Origin of the sequence: Chryseobacterium sp. PET-29 (assembly GCF_025736815.1) — a bacterium.
In the GTDB taxonomy this organism is placed as follows: Bacteria; Bacteroidota; Bacteroidia; order Flavobacteriales; family Weeksellaceae; genus Chryseobacterium; species Chryseobacterium nepalense.
Window position 1 is genome coordinate 613,132 of sequence record NZ_CP107053.1, and the last position, 21,694, is coordinate 634,825.

The 21,694-nt window shown below is 37.7% G+C and carries 15 protein-coding genes; 9 read left to right on the forward strand and 6 right to left on the reverse strand.

The genetic code is table 11. The annotated features are described in order from the left end of the window. Positions 1 to 267 precede the first annotated feature (267 nt). The 4 genes from ODE14_RS02615 to ODE14_RS02630 are packed head-to-tail and all read left to right on the forward strand — an operon-like array spanning position 268 to position 9,068. The gene (locus tag ODE14_RS02615) at positions 268 to 4,200 is read left to right on the forward strand and encodes a response regulator (RefSeq protein ID WP_263602866.1); all 3,933 of its coding nucleotides are present in this window, start codon (positions 268 to 270) and stop codon (positions 4,198 to 4,200) included. A gap of 13 nt (positions 4,201 to 4,213) precedes the next feature. Further along, positions 4,214 to 4,570 (forward strand): response regulator transcription factor, encoded by a 357-nt coding sequence (locus ODE14_RS02620; protein WP_248393765.1) that lies wholly within the window; start codon positions 4,214 to 4,216, stop codon positions 4,568 to 4,570. Positions 4,571 to 4,575: 5 nt separating this feature from the next. After that, positions 4,576 to 5,640 carry a HEAT repeat domain-containing protein gene (locus ODE14_RS02625; protein WP_263602867.1) on the forward strand — a complete coding sequence of 355 codons (1,065 nt, stop codon included), beginning with the start codon at positions 4,576 to 4,578 and terminating at the stop codon, positions 5,638 to 5,640. Continuing rightward, the gene (locus ODE14_RS02630) at positions 5,634 to 9,068 is read left to right on the forward strand and encodes a sulfatase-like hydrolase/transferase (RefSeq protein WP_263602868.1); all 3,435 of its coding nucleotides are present in this window, start codon (positions 5,634 to 5,636) and stop codon (positions 9,066 to 9,068) included. The genes ODE14_RS02625 and ODE14_RS02630 overlap by 7 nt, the downstream gene beginning before the upstream one ends. Before the next feature lie 251 nt (positions 9,069 to 9,319). Here ODE14_RS02630 and ODE14_RS02635 read toward each other — a convergent pair whose 3' ends face one another. The 3 genes from ODE14_RS02635 to ODE14_RS02645 all read right to left on the reverse strand — a co-directional run bounded on the left by ODE14_RS02635 (position 9,320) and on the right by ODE14_RS02645 (position 12,065). Next, positions 9,320 to 10,552, reverse strand: coding sequence for a YaiO family outer membrane beta-barrel protein (locus ODE14_RS02635; protein WP_263602869.1), 1,233 nt, complete (start codon positions 10,550 to 10,552; stop codon positions 9,320 to 9,322). A gap of 129 nt (positions 10,553 to 10,681) precedes the next feature. After that, positions 10,682 to 11,326: a MarR family winged helix-turn-helix transcriptional regulator gene (locus ODE14_RS02640; RefSeq protein WP_263602870.1), complete on the reverse strand. Its 645-nt coding sequence runs from the start codon at positions 11,324 to 11,326 to the stop codon at positions 10,682 to 10,684. A gap of 40 nt (positions 11,327 to 11,366) precedes the next feature. Further along, entirely contained in the window at positions 11,367 to 12,065 is a 699-nt protein-coding gene (locus tag ODE14_RS02645; RefSeq protein ID WP_248393760.1) for an SDR family NAD(P)-dependent oxidoreductase, read from the reverse strand. Between the two features lie 112 nt (positions 12,066 to 12,177). On the opposite strand from ODE14_RS02645, the gene ribA reads away from it, so the two are divergent. The 5 genes from ribA (at position 12,178) to ODE14_RS02670 (ending at position 16,219) form a co-directional block, all read left to right on the forward strand. Next, positions 12,178 to 12,768 carry a GTP cyclohydrolase II gene (ribA, locus tag ODE14_RS02650; protein WP_248393759.1) on the forward strand — a complete coding sequence of 197 codons (591 nt, stop codon included), beginning with the start codon at positions 12,178 to 12,180 and terminating at the stop codon, positions 12,766 to 12,768. A gap of 41 nt (positions 12,769 to 12,809) precedes the next feature. Beyond that, positions 12,810 to 14,243 (forward strand): SDR family oxidoreductase, encoded by a 1,434-nt coding sequence (locus ODE14_RS02655; RefSeq protein WP_263602871.1) that lies wholly within the window; start codon positions 12,810 to 12,812, stop codon positions 14,241 to 14,243. Positions 14,244 to 14,416: 173 nt separating this feature from the next. Continuing rightward, positions 14,417 to 15,238: an alpha/beta fold hydrolase gene (locus ODE14_RS02660; protein WP_263602872.1), complete on the forward strand. Its 822-nt coding sequence runs from the start codon at positions 14,417 to 14,419 to the stop codon at positions 15,236 to 15,238. 57 nt (positions 15,239 to 15,295) lie between these two features. Continuing rightward, positions 15,296 to 15,784, forward strand: coding sequence for a MaoC family dehydratase (locus ODE14_RS02665; RefSeq protein ID WP_248393756.1), 489 nt, complete (start codon positions 15,296 to 15,298; stop codon positions 15,782 to 15,784). A gap of 258 nt (positions 15,785 to 16,042) precedes the next feature. Then, on the forward strand, positions 16,043 to 16,219 hold the full coding sequence (locus ODE14_RS02670) for a histone H1 (protein ID WP_027381692.1): 177 nt from the start codon (positions 16,043 to 16,045) through the stop codon (positions 16,217 to 16,219). Between the two features lie 35 nt (positions 16,220 to 16,254). Here ODE14_RS02670 and ODE14_RS02675 read toward each other — a convergent pair whose 3' ends face one another. The 3 genes from ODE14_RS02675 to ODE14_RS02685 form a co-directional block, all read right to left on the reverse strand. After that, positions 16,255 to 16,839: an RDD family protein gene (locus ODE14_RS02675; RefSeq protein WP_263602873.1), complete on the reverse strand. Its 585-nt coding sequence runs from the start codon at positions 16,837 to 16,839 to the stop codon at positions 16,255 to 16,257. Positions 16,840 to 16,845: 6 nt separating this feature from the next. Next, positions 16,846 to 18,969, reverse strand: coding sequence for a Tex family protein (locus tag ODE14_RS02680; RefSeq protein ID WP_263602874.1), 2,124 nt, complete (start codon positions 18,967 to 18,969; stop codon positions 16,846 to 16,848). Between the two features lie 260 nt (positions 18,970 to 19,229). Next, on the reverse strand, positions 19,230 to 21,632 hold the full coding sequence (locus ODE14_RS02685; RefSeq protein WP_263602875.1) for a hypothetical protein: 2,403 nt from the start codon (positions 21,630 to 21,632) through the stop codon (positions 19,230 to 19,232). Between the last annotated feature and the right edge of the window lie 62 nt (positions 21,633 to 21,694).

Below are 21,694 nucleotides of genomic sequence, written 5' to 3' on the forward strand. Positions count from 1 at the left end.
GAAATATCTATCACTTCATTTTGCAGTCATTTCTATAAGCTTCTCCCATTGAGAAGCTTTTTAAATTTATAATATCCATAAGAGAGAAAAATACCACATTGATGCATATGTAATGTACTTTTTTGATACTCAGATAAATTTTTATTAGTTTTAAGCCTGAAAATGCTAATCTCTTAAATGTGATATAATACTAAAACTTTATAAAAAACTATTTTTTTAGCAATTTTCTAATTATATTTAACATTATGAAAGAAATTAGTTATCAATATGAATAATTATCCTTTTCCTGACAATGAGGCTGGAAGAGTAAAAAAATTAGAGCTTCTTGATCTCATCAATCTTGGCAAAGATCCGGAACTGGATGTTTTTGCAGAAACGGCATGTCTTATTACGGACTGTCCGGCATCACTGATATCAATTATGGAAGCAGATACGCAGAGGATTCAAAGCTGTATAGGTCTTGCCATAGATTCTGTAGACCGTAAGGATACTTTATGCCAGTATTCCGTAGCAAGCTCGGAAGTAGTGGTTATCAATGATACGCTTTTAGATGAAAGATCTTCTGATAATCCTATGATTCTGGAAGGGGGAATCCGCTTCTATGCCGGTGTTCCGCTTATTGATGATGAAGGATTTGCGTTGGGAACAATCTGTGTAATCGATTTTGAACCCAAAAATATTACGGAAAACCAGATTTCCGCACTCAAAAAACTTGGTGAAGTTGTAACCAGACTTTTAATGAGCAACAGAGAGATCATCAATGCAGAATATTTCCAGCAGACATTTAATATTTCAAATAATCTTATCTGTGTGCTGGATAATAAATTTATGCTGAAAGATATTAATCCTTCTTTTGAAAAAGTTTTTTCAGTTACTAAAGATAAAGCGATAGAACATAATTTTTTAACCCTCTTAGAACAGGATAAAAAATCTTTGCCGGAACTTGAAAAATTTCCTGGCAGCATGAAAGAAGCCACCTTTACAACTTCTACAAAAATTGAAGACGGGACTTCGGTCATTGTAGAATGGTATCTTACACAAAATCAGAAATACTCCGAAATATTCTGTTTCGGAATTAATATTACCCAGCAGATCGAAGAAAGAAGGCAGCTGGAAAGCTCGGAACGACGTTTCAGAAGTTTCTTTGAAAATGCCATCGGCCTGATGAGCATGCATGATATGGAAGGAAATATTCTTGCCGTAAATGAAAAAGGAAGAGAAACATTACATTACTCTGCAGATGAGGTTGCGGGTCTTAATCTGAAAGATCTTGTGCCGGAACAAAACTGGCTTTTACTAAAACAATATCTTGACCGCATCAAGCAAAATAACGAAGATTTCGGAACCATGATCCTCAAAACCAAAGAAGGTGAAGAACTGATTTGGATGTACCATAATATGGTGGAGATTGATAAGGAAGGAAAACCTTATGTAGTAAGCACTGCTCTTAATGTAACTGAAAGAATGACGCTTGAGAAAGATCTTATTTACACTAAAAAAATGCTGGAGCAAACAAGCTCCGTTGCCCAGGTAGGAGGCTGGGAAGTCAATATGAAAACAGGAACTGTTTTCTGGTCCCAGAGTACAAAAGAAATTCATAAAATCAAAAATAATTTCCAGCCTGATTTTGAAAATGCGCTCGGATTCTATAAAGAAGATAGCCGTGAAAGGATGGAATTTCTCTTTAACAGGGCAGTTACAGAAGGAGTTCCTTTTGATGAAGAATTGCAGCTTGTCCGCAATGACGGAGTTACGATCTGGGTAAGGGTAAAAGGGCTCCCGGAGTTTGAGGGTGAGGTCTGCAGCAGGGTTTTCGGGATCATCCAGGATATTGATGCATTCAAAAAAATGTTATTGGAAGTGACCAGAAAAGAAGCGATGATGCAGTCGTTTGTGACGGATGTTCCGATTCCTCTGGCCATGTTTGATAAGGATCTCAATTATGTTTCCGTAAGTACCCAATGGAGGGAGGAATTTAATATGAACGATGTGGATCTTATCGGAAATAACTTGTTCGCCATATCGCCAGATATTCCGGAGGAGAGAAAAGAAATATATGAAAATGCACTCAAAGGAAAGACCTATATCAATGAAGATTTCACTGTTCAGCTGAAGGGCCAGAAAGAAACTCAGCATTATGATCTGAAGGTGGGACCTTGGTATCTTACTGAAGATGAAGTAGGTGGTGTGATTGTTTCCGTACAGAATGTCACAAAAGCAGTCGAAGTAAATGAGGAACTGAGAAATGCGAAGGAAGTGGCCGATATGGCCAGTAAGGCAAAATCTGAATTCCTTGCCAATATGAGCCATGAGATCCGTACGCCTCTCAACGGAGTGATCGGATTTTCTGATCTTCTTCTCAGAACACCACTGAATGAAATTCAGACCCAATATCTTAATTATATTAATGAATCGGGGGAAAACCTGCTCAACATTATCAATGACATTTTAGATTTTTCCAAGATAGAATCCGGAAAATTGGAGCTGTTGATTGAGAAAAGCGATGTGTATGACATGGTGAGCCAGGTCATCAATGTGATCCTTTATCAGTCGCAGAAAAAAAATATCGAACTTCTCCTGAATATCGAGCCGGGACTACCGAAAACACTTCTGATCGATGAATCCAGATTAAAACAGATCCTGATCAATTTGCTTGGAAATGCCGTTAAGTTTACGGAAAAAGGAGAGATTGAGCTGAAAGTGGAGAAACTCCGTATGGATGATAAAAATATTTCACTGCGGTTTTCTGTAAGGGATACGGGAATTGGTATTCCGGTTGAAAAGCAGAAATATATTTTTAATGCATTTACCCAGGAAAACAGTTCGATCAGCAAACGATATGGCGGAACGGGGCTTGGCCTTACCATTTCAAACAATATTCTGAAATATATGGGAAGTCATTTGTCGCTGATCAGTGCGCCGGATAGAGGTTCTGTATTTTTCTTTGATATAGAAATGCCTTATGAAATCTCCGAATCCAGGGAAGAGGAAGATATGACGATAAAAAGAGCATTGGTGGTAGATGATAACGAAAGCAACAGGATTATTCTTCAGCACATGCTTGCGTATAAAAATATTGATTCTACATTGGCTGCCAACGGAATGGAAGCACTGCAGATTCTTCTGAAAGGGGAGCGCTTCGATGTAATTCTTATGGATTATCACATGCCGGTTATTTCCGGACTGGAAACCATTGATAAGATCAGGGAATTGTTTAATCAGCGAAAAGAAATTTCACCGTTGGTGGTTCTTCATACCTCTTCAGAGGAACATGATATTATTAATTCATTTAAAAAAGAGGATAACTCTTATTTCCTTCTGAAACCTATTAAATCTGATGATTTATACAAAACTCTGAGAAGAGTGGCGCAAAGTAGTGTGATAGAAGTTGCAGCGCAGGAACATCCTGAAAATGAATCCCACTCTTTCATGAGTAACCTTGAAGTCCTTCTGGTAGATGATAATCCTGTAAATATGGTGTTGAATAACAGAATGATGACATCCATTGCTCCTGATGCACATCTTACGGAAGCCGTAAACGGGCTGGAAGCATTGGAAGAATGCAGGAAAAAACGATATTCTGCCATTCTTATGGATGTCCAGATGCCGGTAATGAACGGTATTGAAGCCACAAAACAGATCCGTATGCTTCCGGATTATGCTGATGTTCCGATTATTGGCGTTACCGCAGGAAATATCCTGGGTGAAAAAGAAAAATGTCTGGAAGCCGGAATGAATGATTTCCTTCCTAAGCCTCTCAGACAGACCGATCTTCAGGAAATGCTCGAAAAATACATCAGTGTTGGAAGCAATAATAAAAAAACTGATCATCATGAAAAAAATGAAGATCAATCAGAAATAAAACCTGAGAAATACATCAATATCAATATGCTGAAAGAACAGATTGGGGATGATGACGATGATTTTAAGGAAATGTTTCTCAATCTGCTCATCCAGGAACTTGTACAGGTAGAAAAAAATGTAGAAAAAGCAGCACAGGAAAAAGATATTGCAGAAACCAGAATGATTCTTCATAAACTGAAAGGAACAGGAGGAATTGCCGGCCTTTTTAAACTCGCTGAATGTGCACTGAGGTGGGAAAAGAAGGCAGAAGAAGAAATGGACTTTTCAGCCATGAATAAAGAAATACAAGAAGAAGTAAAAAGAGGAATAAATATCATAAAAAATTTAATAAAGTAAAAAAATCAGAGTTATGCTAATTTTGATCGCAGAAGATGATGAACTGATTCTTAAAACAATAGAACATAAATTGTTGAAAGAAGGACATGAAGTAATTTTGACCAGAAACGGGAAAGAAGCTATTGAAACATTAAAGGAAAATGACGTTGATCTTGCCATTACCGACATTATGATGCCTTTTGCTTCGGGAATAGAAATCCTTTCAGCAATAAAAACAATGGGAAAAGATGTACCTGTCATTATGCTTTCGAGTATGGGACAGGAAGAGGTGGTGCTTAATGCTTTTGATCTGGGGGCGTCGGATTTTATCGTAAAACCGTTCAGTCCAAGTGAATTGATGTTGAGGGTTAAAAGATTTTTGTCAAAATAAGATATATGGTAATTTCATCGATACATTTTCTTTTTGTTGTTTTTATTGTCATGTTGTCATTGGTATTGATGCTGGCATTGATTGTACTTATTTACAACATCATAGAATACAACAGATCTGTACGAAGAGCCGGCTGGTCTGAAGTTATCAATAAGAAAATATCTGATGTAATTGTATATGCGGATGATGAGATCCCGGAAGATATCTACTTTAAAGCTCTTTCTGTAAACGCTTCATTCAGGAATCTGTTTCTTGAGAAACTTGTGGATTCGGAAAAAAAGTTTTCAGGTGTGGCAAAAAATAAAATTACGGAGCTTTTCAGGGAATATGATCTCCGTAAAGAAGCGATGAAAAAGCTGAATCAGAAGAAAGCTTATCTCATTGCCAGGGGAATACGGGAACTTACCGTAATGGAAGTTCAGGATGCTATTCCGAAGGTTGAGCAGTATTTGTCACATCCATCACCCCAGGTTTACCAGGAAGCACAATTCGCGATGGTACGGTTCAAAGGATTTGAGGGTCTTCATTTCTTAGATGATTTTCCCACCAGGATTTCAGAATGGCAGCAGCTCCGGTTTCTGCTATCTATTTCTTCATTACCCGCAGATTCGGAAGATGCTATATCGAAATGGCTTGAAAGTACAAACGATTCGGTTGTTATTTTTACGCTTAAATTAATAAAAAAGTTTCAGCTTCTTAATTTCTATCCGAAACTCATCGGATTGCTGAATATTTCTTCAGTTGAAGTCCGTGTAAAAGCCGTGCAGACGCTCATGTCGCTGGAAAACCCGGAAACCGTCCAGTATCTTTCAGGAATTTATTATGATCAGCCGGATGAAGTTCGTATTGAAATTCTCAGGGTGATGAAAATCTCAAAAGATCAGTGCTGTATAGATCTGCTTAAAAAAGAGCTTTCCGGAGATGCTCATTCCGGAATAAAGGTGAATGCTGCGCAGGCACTATATGAGCTGGGGTATGGAGATTATTTATCAGAGCTCGCTGAAAATGAAGAAGACTCGGAAGAGTTAGTCCAAATTATTAAATACGCATTGCAGGAAAAAGTATGTTAGAATTTTCACACATTGTTTATGATGTTGTTATATGGCTGTATTTATTGTACGGTACGGCGGTGGCAATTATTTACGGCTGGGTAGGAATTTACGCGCTCGGAGCAGTATTACGATATAAAAAAGAAAATGTTTTTACCGATTACAGTATTATTGCTGCCAATCCCAATGCGCCTGTTTTCAGCCTTCTTGCTCCTGCTTACAATGAAGGAATGACCATTGTTGAAAATGTAAGATCCCTGCTTTCTTTATATTATCATAACCTTGAGATCATTATTATCAATGACGGAAGTAAGGATGATTCTATGCAGAAGCTTATTGAAGCTTACGATCTGGAATGTGTGTCTTATTTTGTTCAGGGAAAAATCGAAACCAATAAAATAAAAGGAATATATAAAAGCAGGAATCAGGCTTTCAGAAAACTCATCGTTGTAGACAAAGAAAACGGGGGTAAAGCAGATGCGCTGAATGTCGGAATTAATGTTTCTTCCGGAGAGTATCTTGTATGTATCGATGTAGATTGTATCCTGGAACAGGATGCGATTTTGAGGCTGGCAAAACCGTTTCTTGAACAGACTGATAAAAAAATTATTGCCTGTGGCGGAGTGATCCGGTTGGCAAACAATTGTGTGATCGAAGACGGAAAAGTAGTCAGTGTAAATATGCCGAAAACGCTGCTGGGAAGAACACAGGCATTGGAATATATCCGCGCATTTGTATTGGGAAGAATGGCCTGGTCAAGAGCTTCAGGGCTTATTCTTATTTCCGGGGCATTCGGGGTTTTCGACAGGAAAATAGTTCTGGATTGCGGAGGTTACGACAGGAATACGGTAGGAGAAGATATGGAACTTGTCGTGAGGATGAGAAAATATATGGAAGAACGGAATGAGCCGTATGAAGTAATTACCATTCCGGATCCTTTGTGCTGGACAGAAGTTCCGGAAACAAAAGATATCCTCAAAAAACAAAGGAACCGCTGGATGAGAGGAACTATAGAAACCCTCTGGAAACATCGCAAAATGATGTTTAATCCTAAATATAAAAAGTTAGGAATGATAAGTCTTCCATACTGGTTCTTCTTTGAGTTTCTAGGACCTTTGGTAGAATTTTCAGGGTACATCGTATTTATCATATTTCTTCTTTTAGGAATCATCAACTGGCCTTTTTTCTTTGTTTTGTTTGCTTTGGTATTATCCATGGGATTCCTCTATTCGGTTTACGGAATACTGGTAGACATGGTAAGCCGGCAGGTGTATGGTAAAAGAAAGGACTTCTTTGCATTGATCAGCACAGCATTTTCAGAACCATTCTATTTTCACCCAATTGTTGTAAAAGCGGGTGTAAATGGCTTTATCGATTATTTTAAAAAGTCTCATGGCTGGGGGGAAATGACGAGGCAGGGTTTTAATCAGAATACAAAAAATTTACCGCTGAAAGAAAAAATCTGGGCTATCCTGAAACACGGACTTAAAAAATGGGGCGCTTTAGCCTCTGTTTTCAGTGTCCTTTTTCTTGTCGGAATTCTGGCAGAGTGGTTCTGGTACAGATATATGTTTACAAAAATTGACACTTCTGCAGTGGCAGGTTCTCTTTTTGCAGACAATATTCTTTTTATCTTCGAACTTATGTTCGGATTTGGTATTCTGTATCTCATCATTAATTTTATTAAAGAAAGCTGGGCCAAAACGCTGGCAATAGCTGCCTGCGGACTTGTCGTTGTTTTACAGTATATTTTATTTCTTTATTTTTCCGAAACAGGAAATTTGTTGGGGGCAGACCTTATATACTACAGTAAAGAAGAAATGAAGCAGATTCTTCAGGCCAGCGGAATGCTCAATTTTAAAAATTATGCGCTGTTTGCTATTTTGCTGGCTGTATCATTCGTTCCGTTGTGGATGTCAGGACGTTCCGGCTTCAAATCAATTTATCCGGGTATAACTTTTCTGTCGCTTGGATTAATTGCATTTTTTATTCCTTCGGAAGCCCTACATTCTGAAACACTTGATAAGGCTAATGAATTCAGTCAGAATGCAGGAAAGAGCAAATGGGAATATTTCTTTAAAGCCAATGAAGAAAATTTTATAAGTGATCATCCTGAAATTACAGAATTTTTTGGTGGTGACGATGAAAAGATAGCATCTTCCAATACGATGTTGAATGAAGGTTTTCCTTTCTGGAAAAAAGAAGATACCCAGGATTTTCTGGGAGCATATTTAAACAAATCCGATGAAATCCCGAATCTTGTATTTGTCACATTGGAAGGCTTCGGACACGCCTACACTTCTCCAAAAGGATATGTCGGGAATTTTACACCTTTCCTGAATTCTCTTTCCAATCAGAGTCTTTATTGGGAAAATGGTCTGAGCAGTGCAGGAAGAACTTTTGCTGCGTTACCGTCGCTTACAGGTTCTTTGCCCTTCGGTAAAAACGGATTTCTTGAAATGGAAAAAATTCCGGATCATTTTAATCTCTTCAATATTCTTCAAGCTAACGGTTTTGAAACCGGATTTTATTATGGAGGTAACCTGAAATTTGATAATTACAGGAATTATCTTGAATACAGCAAAGTGAATCATATTGTAGATATCGGATCTTATGGTGAAGGGTATAAAAGGCTTCCTGCAAATAATGAAGGCGATAGCTGGGGTTATGAAGATCAGGCAGTGTTCAGAAAAGTACTTGAAGTACAGAAAGTGCAGTCGAAACCATATTTTAACATGGTTCTTACACTCTCCACCCACAATCCGTTTTTGATTAATAATAAAGCGTATTATGAAAAAATGTACAATGAGAAGTTAGCATCAAATCTTTTAACTGCTGACCAGAAAAAATGGGCAGGACAATATAAAGATCAGCTGATCTCCATTTTAAATGCTGATGATGCTTTAAAACAGTTTTTTGAAAACTACCGTAAAAGGCCGGATTTTGCAAAAACAATTTTCTTTATTACAGGAGATCACAGTATGCCGGAAATTCTTATTCAGGATAAAATTGACAGGTTCCATGTACCAATGATGATTTATTCACCATTGCTGAAAGGGCCTAAAAAATTCATGAAAACAGTAAGTCATTTGGACATAGCACCATCTTTTCTGGCATATTACCGGAAAAATTATAATCTTATTACGCCATCTACCGTAACATGGGTTGGAAAAGGACTGTCTTCGGATGTACAGATCACCAAAGCGGATTATCCGATCATGCAGAGTAAAAGTCTTCTCACGGATTTTGTTTCCGACAAATACTATCTGCACGACGACAAACTTTTTATTCTTAATAACCTTGATGAAGAAAGCTATGATAATCCAGAGGTCTTAAAAAGGGTAAAAGGACGTTTTGATCAGTTTAAAAGAATGAATTCCAAATTCTATCAGACGCAAAAACTGATGCCGGATTCCGTATTCACCAATTTTAAGAAAAAAGCCAAATAAGTTAACAGTAAAATAGTTGGTGTAATCTTCTGTAATATCTGTTATTATTGATAATATTTAAAGTTTATTGAAATTGTTTTCAATAAACTTTTTTTTCTTAATTAAATCATCTAGTCATTACGAAAAAATCTTCATGTGCCATTGCAGAAAATGGTTGAAGACTATTATCCATAAGTAATGAAAAAGGATAGCTCAGCAGCCATCCTTAAATTATTATTTACGCTATAAATGATTGAAGGTATTTATGAACATTAGAATTTTCTTGTATATCCTAAAGTAACGTCAAACTGATTTCCTTTTTCATTAGGCCGGTATTCCTGATTGAAATACATAGTACCTATCGAAAACAGGTTTCGTTTAACTGAGAAATTATATTCGGCGCCTACTTTAAAGGTTTTCAGCTTGAAGGTTTCATTTTCCAGGAGATTGTTGCGGGATTCTTCAGGACTGATTCCCGTTCCGATCTGGAATGCAAAATAATCCTGAGCACTTTTGGTATAATAACGCACCGTTCCTGTATAAGAATGGGAAATATTTTTATTGTCAGGAGTAATATATGTACGGATATTGAACCAGAAATTTTTGTAATATTTTCCTACAGAAGCCGTGTACATCCATATATTATTGCTGAAATAAAGCTGTCTGTAACCGATTTCCGCTTCAAAGCTGTGCGGGAGATTTGCATTTAATGAAACTCCTGTGCGGTATTTCGGGAAGATGCCCACATCATTAGAATAGGCTCCGCCTACATACAGGTAGAACATATCGGATAATCTCGGATAAGCTTCCAGCTCTGCCTGTATACCGTTTTCCGCAAATTTGTTGGCATAGTTTGCTCTCAGGATTACAGATCCTATGGGAGTTACCCTTTTATAGCCTACACTTACAATGTGCCAGTCATCTGGAAACTGTTTGTCAAAATGAGAGTAATTATAGGTAACACTGATTGCATTTTTAGCAGCCAGATCATTGATTCTTACTGCAAGATTGATCGCTTCCGTATTTTTAGGGTTAATGGCTAAAAGATTTTTGATTGCATCCTCAGCTTCTTTATAATTTTTGTCGGCAAAATAAGCTCTTGCCTTCAGAAGCCATAATGCTTCAGATTTAGGATGAAAGGATAGTCCTTTATCAACAATTTCAATGGCTTTCGTATTATCATCATTCCAATATTCAAGAGAAGCATATGCAATGAAATAATCTTCATCCCGGACCTCTCGTTTGCCAAGCTCTTCAAAAATCGCTCTTGCAGACCCGGTATCCTTATTCCACGTGTATACTCTTCCTAAAAAAACGGAAATATCCGTATAGTTGGGAGCTTTCTGCAACGCCTGTTTGGCAAGGTCAATTGATTTTGTATAATCTTTTTCGTCGAATGCGGCAGTTCTTGCCTTCACAAATAATTCATCTGCAGATGGATCCTGCTGGCTATATGCATAAAACGGAAGCAATACGAGTAATAAAAACCCAATATATTTTTTCATTGAAACGGGGAATGGTTAGACAGTTCTCTTATTAATGATATAATAAACAAATATATTGAACTTTTTGTATCTGTAAATAAATATTGGTAAGTAAAATATAGTTTTTATCACAAAAAAATAAATCAACTGTTATAATAATTGTATCATATCATTAAAACCGGAATTTTTATACTCGTGATAAAGATGAGAGTGGAATTCATTCAGCTTTTTTAGCAGCTTTAAAAGTTCTTCCCGTTCTTCTTTGGCCAGTTTGCCCGAAAGAAGTTGAGAGGTTTTATTAACACTTTCTACCGATTCGTGAAAAACTTCTTCCCCCTTTGCTGTGAGTTTCAGTCGTTTGCTTCTTCTGTCTTCCGCATCATTTCTTTCTTCAATCATACCGGATTCCAGAAGGCGCTTAATGATCTGGGTTCCGGTCTGTTTTTCATGGCCGTTTCTTTCAATAAGCTGAATTTTTGTAAGGTCCGGTTCATCTTTCAGACGATAGAGATAAGTAAACTCTTCATTGGCAAGATTCGGGAATTCTCCCAAACCTTTCCGGATAAGCTGTCTGGAATATCTGCCCAACAATAACACCTGCTTACAGATCTCATTTTCTGTAAACGAAACTTCATGTTCTTCAGTGGTAAATAGTTTTGTAGGGCTTTCTTCCCTGTATTTTTTATCATTCAGCCAGAGACGGAAGTCTTCAACACTGGAATTCGGTTTGTGTGCATCCGAATTTTCAAAATCTTTTACCTGATGAAGCAGATCGATAAAAAAATCAGTATTCATAGTACAAATTTAGAGTAAAAATATCATTTTATATCAAATATTACAGTTTTATGGTACTTAAACCTCCGTCAATAGCGATAATCTGGCCTGTAATCCATGAAGCATCATCAGAAAGTAAAAAAGAAGTTAATCTGGCCATTTCACCGGCGTTCCCGATTCTCTGCAGCGGATGTCTTTTTGCTGAAGCTTCTCGTTTTTCCGGGGTAGATAACAGCTGTGAAGCAAGTGGAGTATCTGTTAAGGATGGGGCAATGGCATTGCATCTTATTTTCTGTGCTGAAAATTCAGCTGCAAGGCTTCTTGTAAGACCTTCTACAGCGCATTTGCTGGCTGAAACTGAAGCATGAAACGGCATTCCCGTTTTTGCTGCCACAGAACTGTAAAGAACAATTGATGCATTCCCGGATTTTTTCAGATTGGGAAGCAATTTTTGTATGCATTTCACGGCACCGAGGACATTGATGGCAAAATCATGGGTAAAATCTTCCTCAGAAAGTCTGTTAAGTGGTTTAAGATTAATACTTCCCGGTGCATAAACCAGTCCGTCGATTACATCTGGAAAAGCAATGTCCTCGAGGTTATCCGATAAAATATCCTTTTCATAAAATTTTAGATTGATATTATCAAGTTCCGGATGTTTAGTTCTGGAAATTCCTATTATATTGTATTTTTCCGAAAGTGTTCTTGCTGTTTCAAGCCCGATACCGCTACCGCAGCCTACTATTACGATGGTTTTCATATGCTTATCCTTTATATTAAATAAATAATATTCAAATTTAGTAAATTAATTTACTTTATATATAAATAAAGTATAAATTTGTATTATAAAAAATCACTTAAATAAAATTATTATGATGAAGATACAGGCACAATCCAATATACCAACCGATTTCGGAGTATTCTCGATGTACGCAATTTCCGAAAATGAGTCCGACTGGAATCCGCACCTGGCTCTGGTTGCACAAAACACGGATTTTAATAAAACTGTTAATGTTCGTTTTCATTCGGAGTGCATTACCGGAGAAATTTTTCATTCCAAAAAATGCGAATGCGGGCAGCAGCTCGATGCCGCCATGAAATTTATGGCTGAAAACGGAGGGGTCATCATTTATCTGAGACAGGAAGGCCGAAACATCGGAATTATTAATAAGCTTAAAGCATATGCACTTCAGGAAAAAGGTTTGGATACAGTGGAAGCCAATCTTAAATTGGGTTTACCGGCCGACGGAAGAAATTTCGATGTTGCCGTTGAGATTCTGAAAATGCTGGAAATACAAAAAATAAACCTTCTTACCAATAATCCGGATAAGCTGAGATCTCTTGAAAACAGTGGAATTATCCTTGAAAACAGGCTGCCTCTTGAGATCGATTCAAACGAGGTCAATGAAAGTTATCTGGTCAAAAAGAAAGATTATTTTGGACATCTGCTCGAAAGGGTATGATTTTTTCGGGGATTGAATAATAATTCACAGAATCATATGATATGAAAAAAATACTGCTTACGGGAGCCACCGGATATATCGGAAAAAGGATGATCAGCGTGATCGCTGCACAAGGCTATAAAGTAGTGTGCTGCTGCAGAGATGCAAGCCGGTTTTCAAGAAATACGGATATCGACGAATCTCTTATCGAAGTGGTGGAAGTAGATTTCCTGAAACCGGAAACTCTGGAAAATATTCCCAAAGACATTTCCGGGGCATATTATCTCATGCATTCTATGAGCAATAGTAATGATTATGAAGATTCTGAAAAGAAATGTGCAGATAATTTTGCAACATTTATTGAAACTACCGAATGTCAGCATATAGTCTATTTATCGGGTCTGGTAAATGAAAAAGAACTTTCAAAACATCTGGGTTCGAGATTTCAGGTTGAAAAAATTTTAATGGAATCCAAGATTCCTGTTACGGTTTTAAGGGCAGGAATTATTATAGGGTCGGGAAGTGCCTCATTCGAGATCATTCGGGATCTGGTAGAAAAATTGCCGGTAATGGTAGCTCCAAGATGGTTGGATACCAAATGTCAGCCCATTGGTATCGCTAATGTCCTGGATTTCCTGATCTTTGTTCTTTTTAAAGAAGAAAGTTATCATAAAAGTTTTGATATCGGCTGTGATGATGTGCTTACCTATAAGCAGATGCTTCTGGAATTTGCACGGATAAGAAACCTGAAAAGAAAGATCTTCACACTGCCGGTGATGACCCCGAAACTTTCTTCATACTGGCTTTATTTTATTACTTCCACGTCATATAATCTTGCAACAGCATTGGTAGGAAGCATGAAAATTGAAGTAATCTGCAGACCCGAAAGTCTGTCTGAAATAAAACGTATTACCGGAATACAGCCTTTTTCCTATGAAACAGCTTTAAAAAGAACGCTTGCAAAAATTCAGGCAAATGAAATTGTTTCGAGCTGGAAAGACAGTTTTATAAGCAGCAGGAGAGATACCAGCCTCAAAGATTTTATGGAAGTTCCTCATTACGGCTGTTTTACTGATCTTAGAAGCGGCGCTTATGATGATCGTGAAAAATGTATCGAAAGAATTTTCCGGCTCGGCGGCAGTAACGGATGGTACGGACAGAGTTTATGGAAAATTCGCGGTTTTATGGATCTTCTGGTAGGCGGACCCGGCCTCAGGCGGGGGCGGACGCATCCGGACAGACTTCATGAAGGCGACGCCCTGGATTTCTGGAGGGTTTTATATGCAGATCGACAGGAAGGAAAACTGATTCTTTTTGCTGAAATGAAACTTCCTGGAGAAGCCTGGCTGATGTTTAAAATTTACCGCGGGAAATTATGGCAAAAAGCCGTATTCAGGCCGCATGGGATTTCAGGAAGATTATACTGGTTTGCCGTTTTGCCTTTTCACGGAATTATTTTTAAAGGAATGCTTAAAAGGCTCACCGGGGATTCCTGATTTTCATATATTTTATCCGTTTTAATCATACACTCCTCATAATATTACGGTATTTCGTATTTTAAAATAATTATATTTAGATTTAAATAATTGATATTTAAATAGTTATTTATTAAGTGGCATATTTTGTAATTATAATTTTGAATTTAAACATTAATCAAAAAATTACAACAATGAGTACACTTACATTAAAAGACGGAACAGAAATTTTTTACAAAGACCAGGGTGAAGGACCGGTATTAATGTTTCACCACGGATGGCCATTATCTTCAGACGACTGGGATGCCCAGGTTATTTTCTTTCTGAAAAAAGGGTACCGGGTAATCGTTCACGACAGGAGAGGTCACGGACGTTCCAGCCAGAATATTTATAACCACACCATTGAGCAATATGCTTCTGATGCTGCAGAATTGGTTGAATTTTTAGACTTGAAGGATGTGGTTCACATCGGACACTCAACAGGCGGTGGTGAAGTAATCCGTTATGTGAATAAATATGCCAACGGAAGAGCTAAAAAAGCAGTATTGATCAGTGCAATTCCTCCTGTGATGGTGCAGAGTGAAAGCAATCCGGATGGTGTGCCGATGTCGGTTTTTGATGATATCAGAAATCAGACCATGAACAACAGAAATCAGTTTTATTATGACCTTACTTTTCCTTTTTACGGGTATAACAGAGAAGGCGCTGATGTAAAAGACGGTGTCCAGAGAAACTGGTGGAGACAGGGACTGATGGGCGGAATCGTAGCTCATTATGACGGAATTAAAGCGTTTTCAGAGACCGATTTAAGTGAAGATCTTAAAGCGGTGGATATTCCGGTTTTGGTGATGCATGGTGAGGATGACCAGATCGTTCCTATTGCCAATGCTGCATTAAAGTCCATTAAATTATTAAAGAACGGAAAACTGATCACCTATCCCGGTTTCCCTCACGGAATGCCAACTACCGAGCATGAAACTATTAACAAAGATCTTTTGGATTTTATCACAGCATAAACTTTAGAATATTTATTGGTGAAAGCTAATATTTACTCTTAACGCCAAATTAATTTTATGGAAAATTCAAATGCCGAATCACCTGTTTTTAATCCTGAAGATTTTTCTATTGTCCCGCAAAGAGGTTTCGACGAGTTGAAAATAGGAGAGGTTTTCAGAGCTCCAAGCAGAACACTTACGGATGCACATGCTTCTGCTTTTCAGACAGTATCCTGCGACAATCATCCTATTCACTACGATAAGGAATATGCAAAGAGGTACGGCCATGAGGCACCGGTAGTACACGGATTACAGGTTTTAGCCTTTACTGCACCGGGAGCTACGCTGTTGCCGCATTATTTCGGGAATGTTTTCGTCAGTTTTTTAGAACAGTCATGCAGATTTCTGAAAGAAGTGCATTCCGGAGATACTTTATATTCTTCACTGATGATTACCAATCTGGAACCAAAAGGTGACCTGGGAGTAGTAACGACTGAAGTGACCGTTTATAATCAGAAATCGGAACTTGTACTTCAGGGACAGCACAAATATCTGCTGAGGAGATAAATTTCAGAAAAAGTAAAATGAATGAAGTCTTTAAATTAATTTTTAAAGACTTTTTTTAGGATTAAGTTTCATTTCATAAATGTAAAAGATATGTGTTTGGATGCCGAACAAAAAACATTAAAAGATAAGATTTTATTTAAAAAATAAATTGAAACCACAAGGAAAAGATTAAATTTGGTTAATTATTCTATTTTTTTTCTTCTCTATTAGGCTGGAATTGCCATAAAACATATATTTGCAGCCTAAATTTTAAAAATAATGAAAGAATTAATTGAAAAAATCAACGCGGAATTTGAAGCTTTTACAACTGAAGCAAACCAACAGGCAGAAAAAGGAAACAAAGCAGCTGGTACCAGAGCTCGTAAAGCAGCTTTAGAACTAAGCAAACTTTTCAAGGATTTCAGAAAAGTTTCTGTTGAAGAATCTAAAAAATAATAATGAAGCCGGCTGAATTAGCCGGCTTTGTTTTATCAGTTATCGGAGTCGATCAGTCCGTTATGTTTAGGATGCTCTGCATCCAGTATACTTTTTATTTCCATCATCTTACTTTCTTTAACTATATAAGTGGTACAGATTTTATTATTGAGATGCATGCGGAAATTCATCTGTATTCCTGTTCTTCTACCCATTGCAGCGGTTTTTGAACTATATTCCGTAAAAAGAGGAAATAAATTCGCAAGACACAGGAGATTTCTTTTTAAGGAGTGAAGAAAAACAGGGTAATTTCCTTCATCATCAATCACTTTCATTCTGAATATTTTTTTTCCTAATGTTGTGCCGAAATACGTTTCGGTTGTTGACCCCGAAATGATAACGGCCGGAATAGACAACCCGATACTTATCAGGATATTTTCATGAAACAAATAATAGAAAAGTGCAGAAAATAAAGCCATATCAATCCATTTGGCAAATAATCTCTGGGTTTCATTTCCTTTAAAACCGGGATTATAAGGCAGATAATACTCGTAGGCATGATAGATCCTTTTACCGTACCTGTCAAAATCAAAAGTCGGCCTGTGAATCACTTTTCGCTCTTTAATTTCTGATATTTTCACAATAATTTATAAGATCATACTCAGCTGTATTCTTTTTCTGACTTCATCTATATCCGTTACTTTTACCTGAACGTGCTGGTGTAGTTTTACCACTTCATTCACATCAGATACAAATCCGTCCTTCAACTGGGAAATATGTACCAGTCCGCTCTCTTTTATTCCCAGATCTACAAAACACCCGAAAGCTGTAATGTTATTAACAATTCCGGGAAGAATCATCCCGATTTTCAGATCCGTAATTTTCTTCACATTCGGATCAAATTCAAAAACCTTTGCTGCTTTTCTTGGATCCAGTCCCGGTTTTTCAAGCTCTTTTAAAATATCTTTAATGCTTAAAATTCCGACATCGTCTGTGATATATTTTTCAGGTGTAATCTGTGCAATTTTTTCTTTACTGGCAATGAGTTCATGCGTTTTGATGCCTAAATCTTTTGCCATTTTTTCCACAATTCCGTATGCTTCAGGATGTACGGCAGAATTATCCAAAGGATTTTTCGGATTGCTGATCCTTACAAACGCAGCGGCCTGCTGAAAAGCTTTTTCGCCCAGTCTCGGAACCTTTTTCAGTTGTTTACGGTCTTCAAAAGCACCATTTTCGGCACGGAAATTTACAATATTTTCCGCCATTTTTTCACCGATCCCGGAGACATAGCTCAGCAATGATTTGCTGGCCGTATTAAGATTGATCCCCACTGCGTTGACGCACTTCATCACAGTAGAATCCAGCTCATTTTTCAGTTGGGTCTGGTCTACATCATGCTGATATTGCCCTACGCCGATGGATTTAGGATCTATTTTCACAAGCTCTGCCAAAGGATCCGATAATCTTCTTCCGATGGATATTGCACCACGAACGGTGACGTCATACGATGGAAATTCTTCTCTTGCAATTTTACTGGCAGAATATACGGATGCTCCTGCCTCGGAAACTACAAAAACCTGTAACGGTTTGTCGAAAGCAATTTTTTTGATGAAAAATTCCGTTTCGCGGCTCGCAGTTCCGTTTCCTATGGAGATGGCATCAATATTATAAGCATTTACCATAGACCGTATTTTCTTCATAGCCATGCCGGATTCATTTTGTGGTGCGTGAGGATAAATGGTTTCATTATGCAAAAGATCGCCTTTTTCATCCAGGCAAACGACTTTGCATCCGCTTTTGTAACCCGGGTCGATGGCGAGAATTCTCTTTTCTCCCAGTGGAGGGGCAAGCAGCAGCTGTGTGAGGTTTTCAGAGAAAATTTCGATGGCTTTTTTATCTGCCTTTTCTTTGGCTTCCTGCAGTGTTTCATTTGAAATGGCAGGTTCCAGCAAGCGTTTGTAGCTGTCTTTTATAGCCAGCGCAATCTGTTCCGCTGTTTCGTTATTGGATTTAATAATTGCATTTTCTATAAATTCAATCGCTTCATCTTTATCAATTCCCACATTTGTTTTTACATAGCCTTCAGACTCTGCACGCAACATGGCCAGGAGACGATGGGAGGGAGTTCTGCTGAGGTTTTCTTCCCACTCAAAATATTGTGAGAATTTTTTAGCATCTTCTTCTTCCTGCTTTGCCTTTACAACTTTCGAGGTAATCACAGCTTTTCTCTGGAAGATCCTTCTCAGGTTTTTGCGGACATACATGTTTTCGTTGATCCATTCAGCCATGATATCTCTCGCTCCCTGAAGTGCTTCTTCTTCGGTCCCGACTTTCTCATTGAGGTATCTTGAAGCCAGAGACTGCAGGTCCTGGGCTTTCTGGCTCATGATCATTTTAGCTAAAGGTTCAAGACCTTTTTCCTTTGCAGCATCGGCTTTGGTTTTTTTTCTTTTCTTAAACGGAAGATATAAATCTTCAAGCTCCTGCAGGTTGAAGCTTTCTTCAATTCTTTGTTTTAATTCTGGGGTAAGAGCATTTTGCTCCTCTACAGATTTCAGGATGGTCTCTTTTCTTTTGACAATCTCTTCAAACTGTTTGCTGATCTTTGAGATCTGTTCAATCTGTGTTTCGTCCAGATTTCCTGTTTTGTCTTTCCGGTACCGGGCAATAAAAGGAATGGTACAGTCTTCGGCCAACAGCTGAAGGGTAGGGACAATATTTTTTTCAGGAATATCAAGAATCTGCTGTATATAACGTGTGGCGTTCATTTTAAAATTTAAGCGGCTAAAATACAGACTTTTTTATAAAAGAGGAATGTATTGTAAAAAGGATGCTTAAAGTTTATAAATCACAAAGGTTGCAAAAGCTTTTAAAACACATAGTCACACTAGATGTAAGGATAATTTTTGCACAAATTTAAGAATACATAAGTTTAAAAAAATCTTTGATTTTTCCCGGATGTCCTGAATTATTTTAAGACTATTATAAAATATAAAAACAGTACGAGTGGTACTGTTTTCATTTAGTTTTATTGAACAATTTCATTATAGTAGATGGGAACATAGTCTTTGGTATCGAATCCCATAATGATTATTTTAAAATTTTTAGCCTCATCATTATTAAAGAACTGTATCCTTGCTGATTCGTTTGTGTTTGTTTCTACATAAGGACTCCAGTACAGGGTGGTCCGCAGATCCTGAGAAATGTCTTTAAATCCACGGTCATTATAATCGGGGCTGACAAAAGGAGCTTCTTTATCGAAGCCATTCATAACGGACTTTTTTAATTTTGTAGAAGTTGCGGAATCACTTAAAGAACCGGTTATTCCGCCACGTTTGGTATAGATGGCAATGCCCCCGCTGCTTCCTCCGGATCCGCCGGCAAAATAATCTTTGATGACTTTTACCATCGCAATATCAGAGATGGGTACTGAATTGATCTGTGAGGCATCAATTTTCATTTCATCCAGATAAATATTGATGTTAGCTCCTCTTAATTTTGGAATATAGTTTCCCATATTGGATTCTATGGTCAGTCCGGCAACTCTTCCCTGAAGCCACTGCAAAATATTCATGTATCCCTGTGCTGAGTTGTCGTCATTTACAAAATCAAAAACCGTTTCATTCATACTTCTGAATAACGGACTGCTTAATTTATCGTTAAGCTCTTTTGTTTTATCTTTTTTCTTGGCTTTTAATCGCACCTCTTCAATAAGCGTTGCTTTTTCATCAATATTGCTCTGCGTATTTTTTGTTGCCATATATCTCTTTACGGCTTCAGTCGGCTGCTCATTATTTTCACGTGGTACAAGATGATAATTGCTTTCCGGCAATGCTTTTTTCAAAGTAACAAATGAATAATCCGGCTGGAAAATCACCTGCACCTGCTCCTTTGGGATTTTAGGATCATTTAGCTGATAAGAGAATTTAATGGCATCTTCAAAGATCAGTCCTTTTAGGGTAAAAAATCCTTTATCATCCGTTTTTATCTGAGACAGATTTGTTCCGCCTTGCGGCATTTCGAATAAAAGATTTAATTCCGCATTCGAGGCAGGTCTTCCCTGTACCGTCACTTTTCCTTTATACGAAATATAGGGCTGCGGCTGATAACTGATGATTGGGAACGTACCCGACATGATGCTACGCCAGTCGAATCTTTTCCATTTTTCTGATATCAGAAGAGCATCCAACGCTTCAGGATTACGGTTTGGCGTGAAGTATTGAGCCGGTGCATATATTTTAGAAGGAATATCCCCGGTAAGCCATAACGTACTCAAGAGGCTGTTTTCATCCTCAGAACTTTCCAGGCTTCCGTCCATTACAAGTACCGTATAAGCATCGTTGTTTTCATTCGGAGCGATACTGAAAGCATTTGAAGCTCTTGAAGCTTCATTGAACGCTACAGATTTGATTTCCGGTTTTTTAATATTTAATAATCCCGGCTGAACAAAAGTAAGTCTTTGGGCTACAATATTTTCTTTATCATCGAACACGGTGAGCTGAAGAATTCCGTTAACAAGCTGCTGTGCGGGAATTGAAAAGTTCTTTTCAAAAATTTTATCAGAATTAACTTTAAAAACCAACTGATTGTTGATGGTACCGATTACGGTATATGAAGTTCCTGATGCTGTGTTTTTAGATTTTAAAGAAAACTTTACCGCTTCATTTCCGGTTGAAACCTGAAGGTTTATCCCCGAATCGGAAACAGCAGGCAAATCAACAACCTTTCTGTTTCCTTTAGAATCATTTATGATCAACTGGTATTGTACTCCCGCTTTCGGGGTTAATGAAAAGGCGCCTACGTTTTGATCAAAGCCTTTAAAAGAGCTTATTTTTACATCAGGTTTGGTTGCATCTACTACATAACCGCTCCATTCGGATGGGGTGATGCCTTTTGACTGTAACCGAACTGCACATTTTGTATTGATGCCCTCTACCAATGTTCCGCTCTCCGGAAAAACAGAAGCAGTCCATTCTGAAGTATCATTTAAAACTACTTTCTCGGGAGATGATGGATTGTACACAACAATTTGCCGCAATGCCTGAAAATCTTCACTGAAATTGGACATCCAGGTGGTGTAAGCTCTAATATAATACACTCCTTCTTTCAGGTTTTCGGGTAAAGCGAAGCTTCCGCTGCCCTGTCCGTTAAGAAGAGGGAGAATTTTTTTACTGATCTGGGTTTTATTGCTGTCATACAATTCCACGAACATAGATGTGGAAATAGATGAGAGGTCATATCCATTGAAAACAAAAGACTTCAGCCATAGATTTTCTCCGGCAACAAAGCTGTTTTTATTGAAAACCAGGTGTATTTTTTCCTGGGGATATTTTTCAAAGAATGTGGTTATCGCTTTTTCTGCTTTGCCCTGCGCGTGTAAACTGCAGAAAGCCATGAAAATACTTAATAGGAAAATAATTTTTTTTGTCATAAATCTGAATTTCATTTGGAATTAGTGCGCAAATTTACATGATTAGAAATGATGAAACAATA

Coding starts and splice junctions, on each gene's coding strand:
- ODE14_RS02660 (WP_263602872.1), top strand. CDS start 14,417: ATGAGTACACTTACATTAAAAGACGGAACAGAAATTTTTTACAAAGAC.
- ODE14_RS02670 (WP_027381692.1), top strand. CDS start 16,043: ATGAAAGAATTAATTGAAAAAATCAACGCGGAATTTGAAGCTTTTACA.
- ODE14_RS02680 (WP_263602874.1), bottom strand. CDS start 18,969: ATGAACGCCACACGTTATATACAGCAGATTCTTGATATTCCTGAAAAA.
- ODE14_RS02635 (WP_263602869.1), bottom strand. CDS start 10,552: ATGAAAAAATATATTGGGTTTTTATTACTCGTATTGCTTCCGTTTTAT.
- ODE14_RS02615 (WP_263602866.1), top strand. CDS start 268: ATGAATAATTATCCTTTTCCTGACAATGAGGCTGGAAGAGTAAAAAAA.
- ODE14_RS02625 (WP_263602867.1), top strand. CDS start 4,576: ATGGTAATTTCATCGATACATTTTCTTTTTGTTGTTTTTATTGTCATG.
- ODE14_RS02665 (WP_248393756.1), top strand. CDS start 15,296: ATGGAAAATTCAAATGCCGAATCACCTGTTTTTAATCCTGAAGATTTT.
- ODE14_RS02645 (WP_248393760.1), bottom strand. CDS start 12,065: ATGAAAACCATCGTAATAGTAGGCTGCGGTAGCGGTATCGGGCTTGAA.
- ODE14_RS02620 (WP_248393765.1), top strand. CDS start 4,214: ATGCTAATTTTGATCGCAGAAGATGATGAACTGATTCTTAAAACAATA.
- ribA (WP_248393759.1), top strand. CDS start 12,178: ATGATGAAGATACAGGCACAATCCAATATACCAACCGATTTCGGAGTA.
- ODE14_RS02640 (WP_263602870.1), bottom strand. CDS start 11,326: ATGAATACTGATTTTTTTATCGATCTGCTTCATCAGGTAAAAGATTTT.
- ODE14_RS02655 (WP_263602871.1), top strand. CDS start 12,810: ATGAAAAAAATACTGCTTACGGGAGCCACCGGATATATCGGAAAAAGG.
- ODE14_RS02685 (WP_263602875.1), bottom strand. CDS start 21,632: ATGACAAAAAAAATTATTTTCCTATTAAGTATTTTCATGGCTTTCTGC.
- ODE14_RS02630 (WP_263602868.1), top strand. CDS start 5,634: ATGTTAGAATTTTCACACATTGTTTATGATGTTGTTATATGGCTGTAT.